Below are 14,952 nucleotides of genomic sequence, written 5' to 3' on the forward strand. Positions count from 1 at the left end.
GTGGCGCGAACGTTTGAGGATTTGGTGGCCGAAGCGGAATCGGCACCCGCCGACGGCTGGGACTTTTCCTGGTTGGACGGCCGTGCGACCGAACAACGCCCGTCCTGGGGCTACCAACGACAGCTCAGCGGCCGGCTGGCGAACGCGACGGCTGCCCTCGACCTTGAAACCGGCGGCGGCGAGGTGCTGGCAGGTGCGGGCAATTTCCCGCCCACCATGGTCGCCACCGAATCGTGGCCACCGAACCTGGCTTTGGCCGCCAAGCTACTGCATCCGCTGGGCGTGGTCGTCGTCGCCACCGGCGACGACCCGGTGCTGCCATTCGCCGATGCTGCGTTCGACCTGGTGACCTGCCGCCACCCCAGCACCCGGTGGTGGTCCGAAATCTCGCGCGTTCTGCGGCCAGGCGGCACCTACTTCGCGCAACACGTCGGGCCCGCCACATTGACGGCGCTGCGCGAGCACTTTCTCGGGCCGCGACCGCGCAACCCGACCGAGCGTTACCCAGACGTCGAGCTCAGACGCATCGCAGCCGCCGGCCTTCAGATCGTCAACCTGCAGATGGAGCGCCTGCGGGTGGAGTTCTTCGACGTCGGCGCCGTCATTTATTTTCTGCGCAAGGTGATCTGGTTCATCCCTGATTTCGCCGTCGAGCACTACCTCGATCACCTGCGGGCACTGCACGAGCGCATCCAGACCGAGGGCTCCTTCGTCACGTACTCCACCCGCGCCCTCATCGAGGCCCGCAAGCCCTCGTGATGTCGGCCCGTGGGTTGCTCACGTGATCTCCCGTACCGTGAGCAGGTGGCCAGAGCACGCGACACGGACGCCTGCCCCGGCACACTGCAGGTGCACCAGGCCGCCGACGGCACGTTGGCGCGGGTGCGGCTGCCCGGCGGAATCATCACCGCCGCCCAGTTGGCGACGCTGGCCAACGTGTCGAGCGAAGTGGGCTCGGGAACGCTCGAGCTGACCGCGCGCGGCAACGTGCAGCTGCGCGGGATCTCCGATGTCGAGGCCGCGGCGGGCTCCTTGGCGGCGGCCGGGCTGCTGCCGTCGGCGACGCACGAGCGGGTCCGCAACATCGTGGCGTCGCCGCTGTCCGGCCGGGTCGGCGGAAAGGCCGATATTCGGCCGTGGGTGGGCGAGCTGGACGCCGCGATCCGCGCCGAGCCGCGCCTGGCGGACCTGGGCGGCCGGTTCTGGTTCAGCCTCGACGATGGCCGCGGCGACGTGTCCGGCTTGGGCGCCGACGTTGGCGTGCACGTTTTCGACGACGGGTGTGCGCTGGTGCTGGGCGGGCGCGAGACCGGAATGCGGGTCGGCAATGTCAGCGAGACGCTGCTGGGCATTGCGCTGCGGTTTATCGAGATTCGCGGAAATGCTTGGCGAGTACACGAATTAGCCGACATCACAGACCTGCTGCCGAGCGTCGAGCTGGGTGCCGCGTTCCCGCCCGTCACCAAGGGGCCGGTTGGCTGGATACCGCAGGATGACGGCCGGGTCACGCTGGGCGCCGCGGTGCCCCTGGGGGTGCTGTCGGCGCGGGTCGCGGAGTATCTGGCCGCCATCGAGGCGCCGCTGGTGGTCACGCCGTGGCGGTCGGTGCTGGTGTGCGATCTCAGCGAAGAGGTGGCGGACGTCGCGCTTCGCGTGCTGGCGCCGTTGGGGTTGGTTTTCGACGACAGCTCCCCCTGGCTGACCGTCAGCGCCTGCACCGGCAGCCCCGGCTGCGCACACTCGGCCGCCGACGTGCGCGCCGACGCGGCACAGTCGCTGGATCCCGATTCCGGCGTGCATCGGCACTTCGTCGGCTGCGAACGCGGGTGCGGCAGCCCACTTGCCGGTGAGGTGCTGGTCGCCACTGCGGAGGGATACCAGCCGCTCAGGCCCTAAGGTGAGCGAGTGCTCGATTACATTCGCGACGCGGCGGAGATCTACCGACTGTCGTTCGCGGCGATCCGCGCCGAAGCCGACCTGACGCGATTTCCCGCCAACGTCGCGCGCGTGGTGGTCCGGCTGATCCACACCTGCGGACAGGTCGATATCACCGAGCACGTCGCGTACACCGACGACGTCGTCGCGCGCGCCAGCACCGCACTAGCGGGCGGCGCCCCGGTGCTGTGCGATTCGTCGATGGTGGCCGCGGGGATCACCACCGCACGACTGCCCGCCGGCAACGAAGTGGTGACACTGGTCGCCGATCCGCGCGCCGCCGAATTCGCCGCGCGCCGGCAGACCACCCGCTCGGCGGCCGGTGTGGAACTCTGGGCCGACCGGCTGGCCGGCGCCGTCGTGGCCATCGGCAACGCACCCACCGCACTGTTCCGGCTGCTCGAGCTGATCGACGAAGGGGCCCCGGCGCCGGCGGCGGTGCTGGGCGGTCCCGTCGGCTTCGTCGGCTCGGCGCAGTCCAAGCAGGAGCTCATCGAGCGCCCACGCGGCATGTCGTATTTGGTGGTGCGGGGCCGCCGTGGCGGCAGCGCCATGGCAGCCGCGGCCGTCAACGCGATCGCGACCGACGCCGAATGACTTCGAGAGGCACGCTCTGGGGAGTCGGGCTGGGGCCCGGCGATCCGGAATTGGTGACTGTCAAGGCCGCCCGGGTGATCGGCGCGGCCGACGTGGTGGCCTACCACAGCGCCCGCCATGGTCGCAGCATCGCCCGCGGCATCGCCGAACCGTATCTGCGGGCCGGCCAGATTGAGGAGCACCTCGTCTATCCGGTGACCACGGAGACCACCGATCATCTCGGCGGCTACGCCGGCGCGCTCGAAGACTTCTACGCCGATGCCACCCGGCGGATCGCCGCGCACCTCGACGCCGGGCGCAACGTGGCGCTGCTCGCCGAGGGCGACCCGCTGTTCTACAGCTCCTACATGCATCTGCACACCCGGCTCACCCATCGGTTCAACGCCGTCATCGTGCCGGGCGTGACGTCGGTGAGTGCGGCCTCGGCGGCGGTCGCGACGCCGCTGGTGGCCGGCGACGAGGTGCTGTCGGTGCTACCGGGCACGCTGCCGGTGGCCGAGCTGACCCGGCGCCTCGCCGACGCCGACGCGGCCGTGGTTCTCAAGCTGGGTCGTTCGTATCACAATGTCCGGGAAGCACTTTCGGTGTCCGGCCAGCTTGACGAGGCGTTCTACGTGGAGCGGGCAAGCACGCCCGAACAACGCGTGCTGCCGGCCGCCGAGGTCGACGAGACCCGCGTTCCGTATTTCTCGCTGGCGATGCTTCCTGGTGGCCGTCGACGAGGGTCGATGGCAGGCAGCGTCGCGGTGGTGGGGCTGGGGCCCGGCGACATCGATTGGCTGACGCCGCAGAGCCGACGCGAGTTGGCCAGTGCGACCGATCTGATCGGCTATCACGGCTACCTGGGCCGGGTGCCGGTCCGTGACGGCCAGCGGCGCCATCCCAGCGACAACACCGACGAGCCCGCCCGCGCGCGATTGGCCTGCGCGCTGGCCGAGCAGGGGCACGCGGTGGCGGTGGTGTCGTCCGGCGATCCGGGGGTGTTCGCGATGGCCACCGCCGTGCTGGAGGAAGCCAAGCAATGGCCGGGCGTGCAGATCCGGGTGATTCCGGCGATGACGGCCGCGCAGGCCGTGGCCAGCCGGGTCGGCGCCCCGCTGGGTCACGACTATGCCGTGATCTCGCTGTCCGACCGACTCAAACCCTGGAAGACAATCGCCGCACGGCTGAACGCCGCCGCCGCAGCCGACATGGTGCTGGCCATCTACAACCCGGCGTCGAAAACGCGGACCTGGCAGGTGGGCGCGATGCGTGACCTGTTGTTGGCCCATCGCGAGCCCGGCACGCCGGTGGTGATCGGGCGAAACGTATCGCGGCCCGACGAAGACGTGCGTGTGGTGCGATTGGCCGATCTGAACCCGGCCGATGTCGACATGCGCTGCCTACTGATCGTCGGATCTTCCCAAACACAGTGGCACTCAACAGATTCCGGAGATCGGGTGTTCACTCCCCGACGTTACCCCGGCTAGCCGCCCAGCGCGGACGCTACCAGCGCAGCCGCTTCGGCGATCAACCCGTCGCTGGGTTCGGCGTCATACCCCTTGGCGGCACGATCGGAGTAGATCGCTACCACGTTGGCCACGCCGGTCGGCGACCATACCACTGCGACGTCGTTGGCCCGCCCGTAGTCTCCGGTCCCGGTCTTGTCGATGACTTTCCAATCGGCGGGAAATCCCGCCCGAATGCGCTTGGCTCCGGTGGTGTTGCGCGCCATCCAATCGATCAGCATTGCCTTCTTGTCGGCGGGCAACGCGTTGCCCAGCACAAGCTGTTGGAAGACAAGGGCGATCGCGTGCGGGGTCGTCGTGTCGCGTTGGTCGTCCGGGGCGTCGCGGTTCAACTCCGGCTCCACTTGATCCAGCCGGCTCACGGTGTCGCCCAACTCGCGCAGATACCCGGTGAATGTCGCGGTCCCACCGATGTCGGCCAGCAGCAGATTGGCGGCGGTGCCGTCGCTGTAGCGGATCGCCGCGTCACACAGCTGCCCGATCGTCATTCCGGTCGCCACGTGTTGTTGCGTCACCGGGGAGGTCGACCGGATGTCGTCGCTGGTGTAGGTGATCACTTTGTCCAGATGCGGGAGTGGAAATTGGTGCAGCACCGCAGCGACAAGGGGCGCCTTGAAGGTTGAGCAGAACGCAAACCGCTCGTCGGCGCGGTATGCGATCTGGGCGGCTGGCACGTACACGCCAAGGCGGGCCTCGTAGTTGCGCTCGAGCTCGCTGAAGCGAGCCGCGATATCCGGTCGTGCCAGCGCGGTCGTCACTGCGGGAGGATCACCGCTGGCGCGGCGCGCACATCCTGCCAGCGGAATCAAAAGGGCGGCGGCCATGAGCTCACGCCGGCCGAAGCCGGTGTCCGGGCTGTCGGGCATGCCGCAGTATCACACGTTCGCTGGAGCGCCGGATCGCCGGTGCTACGACAGACGGTCGTAGGCACGGGACCGTTAGCCGAGCGCGGCGACCCAATCGGCGGCCTGTTGCACGGTGCCCACCGTGTCGATGCCGGGCGGCAGCGGCGGGCGGGCCACCATTACCACCGGAATGTGGCATGCGGCAGCGGCGTCCAGCTTGGCCCGGGTCATGTCGCCGCCGCTGTTCTTGGTGACCAATGCCTCGATGCGGTGCTCTCGTAAGAGCTGCAGCTCGTCGGCGTAGCGATACGGCCCACGGGACAGCACCAGCTGGTGATGACGCGGCAGCGAGGCGCCGTCCGGCGCGGTGACCGCGCGGATCAAGAACCACGCGTCGCTGTCGGCAAAAGCGTTGACGCCCGATCGGCCGGTGGTCAGGAATATCCGCGAATAGCCTTGTTGAGCAACAGTTTCAGCCGCTTCGGTATCGGATGTCACGACGACGGCGTTGTCGGTCTCCCACGGCGGACGGGCCAGCACCAGGTAGGGCAGTTGTAGTTCGCCGCAGACCTGTGCGGCGTGTGCGGTGATGGTTGCCGCGAACGGGTGGGTGGCGTCGACGACAGCGCCGATGTTTTCTTTTGTGAGCCACTGCCGCAGCCCAGTGGCGCCACCGAACCCGCCTATTCGCACCGGGCCGACGGGCAACGCCGGGTCGGGCACCCGGCCCGCCAGGGAGCTGATGATGTCGACGCGCGGGTGCAAGGTCTTGGCCAGCGCGCGCCCCTCGGCGGTGCCGCCGAGCAGCAGCAGCCTTGTCAATCGGCCTCCCTGCGTGCCGCCGAGTAGAGGTAGCTGTCCGTGAAACCCTCGGCGGCCAACACATCGCCGACAACGATGACGGCGGTCTTGGTGATGTTGGCGTCGTGCATCTGTGTGGCGATATCGGCTAAGCTGCCGCGTAGCACGGTTTCCTGTGGCCAGCTAGCGAAAGCCGCTACCGCCGTTGGTGTTTCGGGTTTGTAGCCCGCAGCGAGTAGCTGCGGAACGATGGTGTCGATCTGGGCTGCGGCCAGGTGCAACACCAGGGTGCCGCCGGATCGAGCGAGGTTGGCAAGGTCTTCACCGGGCGGCATGGGTGTCGACAGGGTGGCTATTCGCGTCAGCGTGACGGTCTGCGCGACACCGGGAACGGTGAGCTCACGCTTGAGCGCCGCAGCGGCTGCGGCGAAAGCCGGTACGCCCGGGACGATTTCGTAGTCGATACCGAGGGCGTTGAGTCGTCGGCACTGCTCGGCCACTGCGCTGTACAGCGACGGGTCACCGGAATGCAACCGGGCCACGTCGAGGTTGGCGGCGTCGGCGTCGGCGAACTCGGTGACGATCTGGTCGAGCGTCAACGGGCCGGTGTCGATGATCTTGGCGTCGGATGGACAGTGTGCCAACAGATCTTTCGGCATGATCGAACCCGCATACAGGCACACGGGGCAGGTTTCGAGGAGCCGTTGGCCACGGACCGTGATCAGGTCGGCGGCGCCCGGGCCCGCTCCGATGAAATAGACCGTCACGGCTTGGTCACCGTCCACTGGGTGACCGGCCGCTGCGGGCGCCAACCGGTGAAGCCGCCGAGCGGTTCGCCTTGGTAGTGCTGGAAGCGCTCGAGCGCACCTTTGTATCGCGAGTAGGCTTGCGCAAGAACGGCTTCCGACTCGACGGTGACCGCGTTGGCAACAAGGTGTCCGCCTGCGGGCAAGTTATCGAGGCACACGTCCAGCAGACCGGGCTGGGTAAGGCCGCCGCCGACGAAAATGGCGTCCGGTCTTGCGGCGTCCTCGAATTGTTCAGGCGCTTCGCAACGCACATCGATGCTCACGCCGGAGGCGGCGGCATTGAATCCGATGTTGCGGCGGCGGTGCTCGTTGCGTTCGAATGCCACCGCGCTACAGCCCGGCCAGCTCCGACACCACTCGACGGCGATGCTGCCCGAGCCCGCGCCAACATCCCAGAGTCGCTGTCCCGGCCGCGGCGCCAGCGCCGCGAGGGTCACCGCCCGGATCCCGTGTTTGGTGATCTGCCCGTCGTTGACGAATGCGTCGTCCGGCAGGGACCTCAGGCGCTCGTCTGGCAGATAGCGGACAGCGATGACGTTCAGATCGTCGACGTTTGTGGGGGTACTGTCGGCCCAATCCCGCGCGGTGCCGTCGCGTCTGCGTTCGCTGGGACCGCCGAGCTGTTCGAGCACGCTGAGCTGAGAATCACCGCGTCCGTAGGCGTTAAGCAACACCGCCAGCGCCTTCGGTGTGGTGCGGTCGCTCGATAAGACGATCGCCTGGCCGCCGCGGCGCACCGCGGCGCCCGGTTGCGCCGTAACCAGGCTGATCACCTCGGTGTCGTGGACGTTCCAGCCCATTCGGGCACAGGCCAGGGTCACCGCCGACACGTGCGGTAGCACGCGGACCTTCTTAGCACCGAAGATGCGGATCAGGCTGCCGCCGATGCCGTGCAACAGCGGGTCTCCGCTAGCTACCACGTGGATGTCGGCTCCATCCGGATCCAGCGTTTGTAGCGCGGGCAGCATGGGTGACGGCCATTCGCGGCGCCCCGAGGTTACAGTGCCGTCGAGCAGGTCGAGTTGCCTCTTTGAGCCGTAAACTACCGCGGCTCTTTGCAATTCGGACCTTGCGGTCTGCGAGATTCCTGGCATCCCGTCGGCGCCGATACCAACGACGATGATCATCGCGGCATCCTGCGCCAGACGAACTGCGGTAGCAGCTTCAGGGTGAAGAACAGGGGTCGCAGCGCCCAAGGGATCCAGACGGTGCGCCGCCCCTTTTTCAGTGCACGGGCGGTGGCCTCGGCCACCTGCTCGGGCGTGCTGGACAGCGGCGCCGCCGTCATGCCCGCCGTCATGCGTCCGATCACGAATCCCGGTCGAGCAATGAGAAGCTTTACGCCGGTCCCGTGCAGCGCGTCGGCTAATCCGTTGGCGAAGCCGTCCAGGCCGGCTTTGGCCGATCCGTAGACGTAGTTGGCATGGCGCACCCTGATACCGGCAACCGAGGAGAACACGACCAGTGATCCTTTGTTGGCCGTGCGCATCGCGGCGGCTAGATGGGTGAGCAGACTCACCTGGGCGACGTAGTCGGTGTGCACGATGGCGACGGCATGTCCTGCATCGGTTTCGGCGCGGGCCTGGTCACCGAGGATTCCAAACGCCAGCACCGCGGTGTCGATGGGGCCGTGCTCAGCGATGATCGACGCGACCAGCGGGCCGTGCGACTGTAACGCGTCGGCGTCGAACTCCCTGGTGTAGACGTTGATTGCGCCCGCTTCGCGCAGGGTGACGATTTGCTCATGCAGCTGATCCGGGCCCCGAGCGGCCAGTACCACTGTCGCCCCGGGAGCCAGACGCCGCGCCAGCTCGGTGCCGATCTCGCTGCGGCCGCCGAAAATTACCACCGGACCTGCGCCCGTGTCGTCCACGGCTGCGATTATTACCTGCGCTAGCGTGAGGAGCGATGGCGAATACCACTACGCGGCTCACCGACGACGCGTTGGCGTTTCTCTCCGAACGCCATCTCGCCATGCTGACCACCCTGCGGACCGACGGTTCGCCACATGTGGTTGCGGTGGGCTTCACCTTCGATCCCAAGACCCACATCGCCCGGGTAATCACCACCGGCGGATCGCAGAAGGCGGTCAACGCCGATCGCGGCGGGATCGCCGTCCTCAGCCAAGTCGACGGCGCGCGGTGGCTATCGCTCGAGGGCAAGGCCACCGTCAACAAAGAGATCGACGCCGTCCGCGATGCCGAGTTGCGCTACGCGCAGCGCTATCGCACCCCTCGGGCCAATCCCCGGCGAGTGGTCATTGAGGTCGAGGTGGAGCGGGTGCTGGGTTCGTCGGATCTGCTGGACCGGGGTCAGTAATCGGCTTCGTTGTCGCGTCCCTGCGGTAGGCGTTCTTCCCGCGGTGCCGCGGTGCTGCGATGCCGCACTGCCGCGGTGCCGCGCTAGCCGTACTGCTCGGGCTTGGTCGCGTAGCGCACCCAAGCACCGCCGGCGGCCCCGGCCACCGCATGCAGACGGGCGTTCTGGTCTCCGGTTCGTGGCAGGGCGAAGTTCGATCCTGCGGCGGCGCAGGCCGACGAAGCCCCGGTGAACGGCACGCTCGGCGTCACGGTCCACGTGCCGGTCGGGCTCTGGCAGGCCGCGGGGTGCGCGTCCGTGCATTGAGCGGCGACCCAGCGGCCGTCGGCTCCCTGCAGGGTGCAGGTTCCGGCTCTCGCGCGCGGTTCGTCCGGCGCCCAGCTCCATAGGGACGCCTGGATGCGCCCGTCCTCGGGCAGCAGCTGGTCGAAGCCGAGCAGGTTGACACCGCAGTCGGTCATCGCCTGCACCTTCGGCGGGGTAAGCGCCGCTGGATTGGCCGGCGGCCGCAGCGGCGTCGACAGCGCCCCGACCAACGTGGAGTCCTCGTAGTAGCGGACCAGCTTCGAGGCGTAGACGGCATTGCCGTAGGTGGCGTCGCACGCCGGGTAGGGCTGGTAGTCGGGGGTAGAGCCGCTCTCGACCTCGCGGTTGTTCCAGTCGAAGACGTCGTTGGACCAATCCGGTGCACAGTTGCCGACCAGCAGGACGCGGGCGCCGGACGCGCGGATGTCGTCACGCGACGCGTCGAGCGGGACGGGGACACAGCCGTTGGCGGCGCGTCGGGTTTGGTCAGGGCGGTAGATGAGGCTGTCGCCGTCCGGGCGCCTTAGTCCGGCTTCCAGGGTGGCGACCGCCGAGGCGTAGGCAGCCGGGTGCTTCAACTCGTCCTCGAGATACAGCAGGATGACTTCGTCGGTGTGTGCGTTGAGCCAGGTCGCGATCTCCGACAGCACCTTCGCGAGGGCTGGCTCGGTGGTGCAGCCCAGGTTTGCCTTGTCCGGTCCAAGCCCGTGACACACGGTGACATCTTGTGCCCCGAGGCGCTCGAGCCGTCGAATGTAGTGCAGGTCCAGTTCGATGCTGCGGACGTCGATGTCTAGTTGTTGGGTGAGCGTCAGCTGCTGGTTTGAATCGACATGCGACACGGTGAGCGATTCGGCGACACTGTTGTACGAGTTGTGGGTGCCGAGCCACTGAGTGTCCCTGAGCGGCAACGGGTTTCCGAGCGCGTACTGAAATTGCGCGGTGCGGTGTACCCATGACCGTAGGTAGGCGTCACGTGCCGCTTGAGTGACCCGGTGGGCCAGCGGAATGGTGCAGCTTGTATCGGGTATGCCGGCGCGCCGGCACTCTGCGGCGATTGCGTCAGCGCCTTTGCCGAGCGCGACGCAGGGAATCGCGATCGGGCTGATGGCGTCGCACGGTGCGGTCGGGGAGGTATCGCCTCGCACCGGTGTGGCCGGCGTTATGACGATCGCGAACACGCTTACGACGACTGCGCTCTGCAGCCATCGGGCGCGGGGCATGCGCGCTAGGTTCGCATGTCAACGCGCGGATTTCGAGAGATGTTGTCGAAGTGTTGCCGTTACTTGTTGGATCCGCGAGGTGCGGTCGGAAATGTCGACGCAGACCTCGATGCTTAACGCTATCGCATTTCGTCTCGGGATTCCTTGTGACACTGGCTAACCAACCGCCGTGTCACCTTCCGACGCACCGCCCCAGACAACCGCATCCCCGATCGTCGCCCGCGGACCTTCAGGTTGAGCCCACGTGACGAATTGCGCGACGAAAAACCAGCGGTTAACCTCGCCAGAGCTCATGTCAGGGGCGCGATGCCGCGCCCACCTCGGAGTCACGTGTCAGGACCGGATCGCTTGGCGCCGTTGCGATATTGAAGCCTTGATACTCGGAGAGGGGAAGCGATGTTCGTCGACATGGGATTACTCCGCTCCGGAGCCCAAGAGTCGCATCACGCCGGTGGTCACGCACATGACGGAGTCACCCGCCTGACGCGCGGGCCGCAACTACCGACAATGTTCGGCGATTTCGCCGCGGCCGCGGCATTTCACGACGCGGTCATTGCAGCACAAGCCCACCATGTGCGAACGTTGGACGCCACCAAGGAAGCGCTTACCTCACTCGGTGACAAGGCGGCAGCCGCCGCAACGGAATTCGCCGATATGGACGAACGTAACGCCGCGTTACTACGGGTGGTGCGGTGCGACTCCAATACATAAGCATTCCGCGGCTAATCGCCCAAGCGGGCGGCGACCCTTGGGCAATTGACAGAAGTCTCCAAAGTGGTCGACCAGCACAGATTTCGGACCTGGCTCAGGCATTTCACGATGCTGGTCGATGCAGCACCGAGGCTAATAGTGCGTTTGATGAGGCACGCCGGCGCTTCGAAGCGTCCTGGAATCGAGAGAACGGTGATCACCCGATCAATGACTCCGCCGAAGTCGAGCGCATCACGAGATCGCTGGGTATGCAATCCGAGCAGTTGCCCAAGATCGCGATTGATTTAGAGAACATCGCGGCGGCTCTCGCCGAAACGCAACACACCTCAGGCGTTTTGATCTCGACCTTGGAGACACAACTACAAGACCTCGACAGGCAACTCGGTGAAGCCCTCGACCTGGAGAACAGCGGCCACCTCAGTGCGGTTGAAAGATCGATAATCGATCAAAGGATCTCCGCCCTCGAGCATCAAGCCATCGGTGACACGAATGCAACCCTGGTTCAGATCCAGTCAACACGCACCGGCTACTCGGACTATCTACAAAAGTCGCTGGCTACCCTTCGAGTCGATGGCTACGACCAGGCGCCCATCGGGGATCTTGACGCGTCCGGGTCACCGTCCAAGGCTGAACCAGAAGGCAACAGGCGGCAGAACCAGATCGAAGCCTTTACAAAGGTTTTCGGCCGACAACCGAGTTCAGCGGCCGACTGGGAGACGGCTGCGGCCCTGGACCCACATAGCTACGATCCGAAGAACGGTGGTGTGCCTGCCAACATCGTCGTCGGCCGGATCGAACCAGTGCCCGGCCAAGGCGTGGTGCGGACAAACCTCTTCATTCCGGGCCGAGCGGTGTTAGACCCCCAAGCCGATATACCGCCGTACCACAACAATCTTGGTGACAATCGAGGGTTCTCTCCCACAGCTGGGCCGGAGGCATCGAGGGTGTCAATTTATGTCGATTACGAGAACGGCATCATAGTGGCCAGGCAAAACCCTTCAATCGACGAAAAGACCGGTCAGATTCGAGCCGGGACACCCACAATCTCGGCGGTGCAACGCAGCAATGGATCCGTCATGATCAAATACAGTGCGGCCGATCCGTTCTCACCAGGCGGCGAAGCGCCTGCAAAGGCCCTCTCATTCGATGTGAACGGGACTATCGTCATTGAGCCGACGGCGGCAGGGCCTCGCGTAGGTGGAACCGTGACAAATTTTCCAGCAATCGAGATTTACAGCGATCGGCCTGGAGCAAGTACGACAACGCTCGCGCAGGCATGGCCTCACTTCGTGGATGGCGCTCTCGGACCTGCAGCGGGTCTTTGGTGGCACAAGCCGATCGGAGACCAAGCTCTTGAGTTAGGGTTTAACGATCAGTATCCGGCTCCCAAAGTTCCCGCACTTCCCCATCCTGGACACGGTCCATCGGCAGCGCCAATCGCTCCGCCGCTCGTCACGACGCCACCGGGCACCTACCCACTGGGGACGCCTGACAACGCGCCCCAGATAGGTATTCATGATCCGGTTGTTATGCTGCCGCCGCTGCTGCCACGATAAAATCTCCGTTTGGGTAAGGATTGGATGAAAGAACCAGTCGACTGGGTACGAGCAACGTTTACCGGGGCAATCGCCGGTGGATTTCTGTGGGCGATTATAGCCAAGGCCATGTCAGTCATTGAACACGGACATATATCGACACGGTTCTTTTACACTTTTGTTTCTCAAACATCTCTAGCTATTGTTGCTGTGGGCGTAATTCTATTCTTCGGTACCAGAACATCGTTTTGGCGAACGTTAGCGCTCGGAGTTATCCTGGCACCACTCACGGGCTGGTCAATATTGCTCGTCATTACCGTATTCTTTGTTATCCCTTCCAGCAGATGAGCTGATATGGCAACACCATCCAGTTATCAAAGCCCTTTCGACCACGCTCGAAAACGACCTGTCCAACTCCTCGCGGGCCTGTTCGTTGGCGTACTATCAACGATGCTTACAATAGGCTACTTCTGGCTCTTTGCGCCGATTTTTCCTCTCTTTCTATGCGGACTTACGATGGCCTTCAAGCGTACAACGGCATTCTCCGTAGGAGCATTTGCGGCCTTTTTTGGCGTGTTTGTATTCGTGGCGGTGTTTGCTGTGTTGTATTTTGTGTAAATGCAGAAAACACCGAATAAGTCATTGCGATGTGAATCGCTTGGCGAGATATCGCAGCATGTGGTGCCATCCAAAGCTGCGTCCCCATTTACGGCATTCTGATTGAGAATCGACGCGGCGATTTCTTAACGTCAAGTACTGCAGCAGTAGATCGGGACCGGGGTGGTTTGAGCGTGTTTGCGCTAGCTACTTCGACCTGAAAAAGTGACGGCCCCTGAGTCTGCTGTTGGTGCGCGAATACCGCGTGACTGTGGAGGCAGAGATCCGTGCTTTGGGGCGTCGGGTCATGCTGCGAGGCCGCTGATCTTGACTAGGTTGTGGGCGAGGACGCCGTGTCCGGTCCAGATTCGGGTTCCTTCGGTGCCATCGATGGAGGAGCGGCTCCAACCGTAGTTTCGTTTGAGAGTGCTGATGCGGCCTTCGCTGCCGGTGCGCCACTTGATTGTTCGTCGGAAGGCTGGCCGGTGTTCCTCGGCTTGCCGAGCCTTGCCGGGTTTGCCTTTTCGCGGTATCACGACCGTACGTACACCGAGGTCGTGCAGGTCGTTTTCGACGCGTTCCTCGCCGTAGCCGCGGTCGGCGGTGACGGTGCCCGGGGTACGCCGGGCGCGTTTGGTGACCCGTTTGACCGCGGGCGCTAGTTGCGGCGCGTCGGGTGGATTGCCTTGCTCCACACGGTGGTCCAGGACGATGCCGTCGTCGTTGTCGACGATCTGGGCCTTGTGCCCGAACTCGACCGGCCGGCCCAGCCTGCCCTTGGCGATCGGGCGGGCATCGCCGTCGTGAAGGCTGACCCGCCGACTCGCCCCGTCCGGGATGTGCCCGGCGACGCGCTGCTGGGTCTGCGCCACGATCTGCCGCGTCGCTTCCAGCAGTTTGGCCAGGTCGTTGACCGCACGCACCAGCCGGCCACGTCGCCGGCCGGCTGCTGCATCATGCTCGCCGCGGGCGCGCAGGTCGGCAGCTTTGACCTGGGCCCGGCGCACCGCCCGCTTGGCGTTGACCAGTAGCCGCTCGGCCTCGCGCGCCGCGGTTTTGGCCAGCACAGCCAGCTCCCCGGTGCTGGTCAGCACCGCGGCCTTGGCCTCGTCGCGGCCCAGCGCGGCGCGAGAGCGCAGTTTCGACGCGATCGCGTGCGCGCGCTTGCCCGCCGCGCGGGAGCGGTCCCGCAGCTGGGTGCGCACCGCGCCCCCAGCGGCCTGGATCCGCTTGCCGATCCCGGCGATCCGGCGCGTCGCCTTGGCCAGCAGACTCGAATCGGTCGGATAGGCCACATTAGCCGGCACCACCGTGGTATCCACCCGAATCCGATTAGTACGCAACAACTTCGCCTCAGCCGCCTTGGCCAACAGCACCTCATTGAGCCCGTCGACCGCCGCACTGCCACACCGGGTGGTCAGCTTCATCAACGTGGTCGGATGCGGCACCGACCCATCCAGTCCGATCCGGCAGAACCGGCGCCAAGTGATCGAATCCGCGACTTCTCGGCACAGCGACTCATAGCCCAGCCGGTAACGGAACTTCAAGAACATCAACCGCAGATAGGTCTCCATCGGCGTGGACGGACGCCCGATCCGTGTATCGAAGAACGGCTCGAACGGGGCGAAGAACACCGGATCATCGAGCAGCCCATCGACCCGCGCCAACTCATCGGGCAACTTCAACAACTCCGCGGGAAGCACTGCCTCCCAAAGCGACACCTGATCGCCTACAGTACGAAACACGATGGCCTCAATCCCTTCCGC

15 protein-coding genes are annotated in these 14,952 nt (G+C 65.4%); 8 read left to right on the forward strand and 7 right to left on the reverse strand.

The features are described 5' to 3' along the window. Genes AADZ78_RS15925 through AADZ78_RS15940 form a run of 4 tightly spaced genes read left to right on the forward strand, consistent with a single transcriptional unit; the run spans window position 1 to window position 4,001 of the window. Window positions 1-759 carry a class I SAM-dependent methyltransferase gene (locus AADZ78_RS15925; protein WP_085250563.1) on the forward strand — a complete coding sequence of 253 codons (759 nt, stop codon included), beginning with the start codon at window positions 1-3 and terminating at the stop codon, window positions 757-759. Between the two features lie 45 nt (window positions 760-804). Further along, window positions 805-1,896: a precorrin-3B synthase gene (cobG, locus tag AADZ78_RS15930; protein ID WP_085250562.1), complete on the forward strand. Its 1,092-nt coding sequence runs from the start codon at window positions 805-807 to the stop codon at window positions 1,894-1,896. Window positions 1,897-1,905: 9 nt separating this feature from the next. Further along, window positions 1,906-2,532, forward strand: a complete 627-nt coding sequence (locus AADZ78_RS15935; RefSeq protein ID WP_085250561.1) for a precorrin-8X methylmutase — start codon at window positions 1,906-1,908, stop codon at window positions 2,530-2,532. After that, complete coding sequence (locus AADZ78_RS15940; protein WP_085250560.1) at window positions 2,529-4,001, forward strand: precorrin-2 C(20)-methyltransferase; 1,473 nt, start codon at window positions 2,529-2,531, stop codon at window positions 3,999-4,001. Before AADZ78_RS15935 ends, AADZ78_RS15940 begins: the two co-directional genes overlap by 4 nt. On the opposite strand, the gene bla is transcribed toward AADZ78_RS15940, so the two are convergent. From bla to AADZ78_RS15965, 5 genes are all read right to left on the reverse strand, one after another. Continuing rightward, entirely contained in the window at window positions 3,998-4,906 is a 909-nt protein-coding gene (bla, locus tag AADZ78_RS15945) for a class A beta-lactamase (RefSeq protein ID WP_085250559.1), read from the reverse strand. The two genes, AADZ78_RS15940 and bla, sit on opposite strands and share 4 nt — an antisense overlap. Window positions 4,907-4,978: 72 nt before the next feature. Beyond that, entirely contained in the window at window positions 4,979-5,707 is a 729-nt protein-coding gene (locus AADZ78_RS15950; RefSeq protein ID WP_139828713.1) for a cobalt-precorrin-6A reductase, read from the reverse strand. Further along, complete coding sequence (gene cobM, locus AADZ78_RS15955; protein ID WP_085250558.1) at window positions 5,704-6,453, reverse strand: precorrin-4 C(11)-methyltransferase; 750 nt, start codon at window positions 6,451-6,453, stop codon at window positions 5,704-5,706. Before cobM ends, AADZ78_RS15950 begins: the two co-directional genes overlap by 4 nt. Beyond that, window positions 6,450-7,622 (reverse strand): precorrin-6y C5,15-methyltransferase (decarboxylating) subunit CbiE, encoded by a 1,173-nt coding sequence (cbiE, locus tag AADZ78_RS15960; protein ID WP_085250557.1) that lies wholly within the window; start codon window positions 7,620-7,622, stop codon window positions 6,450-6,452. Before cbiE ends, cobM begins: the two co-directional genes overlap by 4 nt. After that, window positions 7,619-8,368 carry an SDR family NAD(P)-dependent oxidoreductase gene (locus AADZ78_RS15965; RefSeq protein WP_085250556.1) on the reverse strand — a complete coding sequence of 250 codons (750 nt, stop codon included), beginning with the start codon at window positions 8,366-8,368 and terminating at the stop codon, window positions 7,619-7,621. The genes cbiE and AADZ78_RS15965 overlap by 4 nt, the downstream gene beginning before the upstream one ends. 35 nt (window positions 8,369-8,403) lie before the next feature. Here AADZ78_RS15965 and AADZ78_RS15970 point away from each other — a divergent pair, with 35 nt between their 5' ends. Next, window positions 8,404-8,814 (forward strand): F420-dependent biliverdin reductase, encoded by a 411-nt coding sequence (locus tag AADZ78_RS15970; RefSeq protein ID WP_085250555.1) that lies wholly within the window; start codon window positions 8,404-8,406, stop codon window positions 8,812-8,814. A gap of 83 nt (window positions 8,815-8,897) precedes the next feature. On the opposite strand, the gene AADZ78_RS15975 is transcribed toward AADZ78_RS15970, so the two are convergent. Then, complete coding sequence (locus AADZ78_RS15975) at window positions 8,898-10,343, reverse strand: hypothetical protein (RefSeq protein ID WP_085250554.1); 1,446 nt, start codon at window positions 10,341-10,343, stop codon at window positions 8,898-8,900. Window positions 10,344-10,739: 396 nt separating this feature from the next. Here AADZ78_RS15975 and AADZ78_RS15980 point away from each other — a divergent pair, with 396 nt between their 5' ends. From AADZ78_RS15980 to AADZ78_RS15990, 3 genes are read left to right on the forward strand one after another with little or no spacing between them, the layout of a single operon-like run. After that, window positions 10,740-11,054: a DUF2563 family protein gene (locus AADZ78_RS15980; RefSeq protein WP_085250553.1), complete on the forward strand. Its 315-nt coding sequence runs from the start codon at window positions 10,740-10,742 to the stop codon at window positions 11,052-11,054. After that, the gene (locus AADZ78_RS15985) at window positions 11,036-12,610 is read left to right on the forward strand and encodes a hypothetical protein (protein WP_204080038.1); all 1,575 of its coding nucleotides are present in this window, start codon (window positions 11,036-11,038) and stop codon (window positions 12,608-12,610) included. Before AADZ78_RS15980 ends, AADZ78_RS15985 begins: the two co-directional genes overlap by 19 nt. 24 nt (window positions 12,611-12,634) lie before the next feature. Continuing rightward, a complete protein-coding gene (locus AADZ78_RS15990) occupies window positions 12,635-12,937 on the forward strand; it encodes a hypothetical protein (RefSeq protein WP_204903380.1) in 303 nt (100 codons plus the stop codon). A gap of 554 nt (window positions 12,938-13,491) precedes the next feature. On the opposite strand, the gene AADZ78_RS15995 is transcribed toward AADZ78_RS15990, so the two are convergent. Next, window positions 13,492-14,931, reverse strand: a complete 1,440-nt coding sequence (locus AADZ78_RS15995) for an ISNCY family transposase (protein ID WP_085251832.1) — start codon at window positions 14,929-14,931, stop codon at window positions 13,492-13,494. Window positions 14,932-14,952: the final 21 nt, after the last annotated feature.

This window comes from Mycobacterium riyadhense (genome assembly GCF_963853645.1).
GTDB lineage: Bacteria > Actinomycetota > Actinomycetes > Mycobacteriales > Mycobacteriaceae > Mycobacterium > Mycobacterium riyadhense.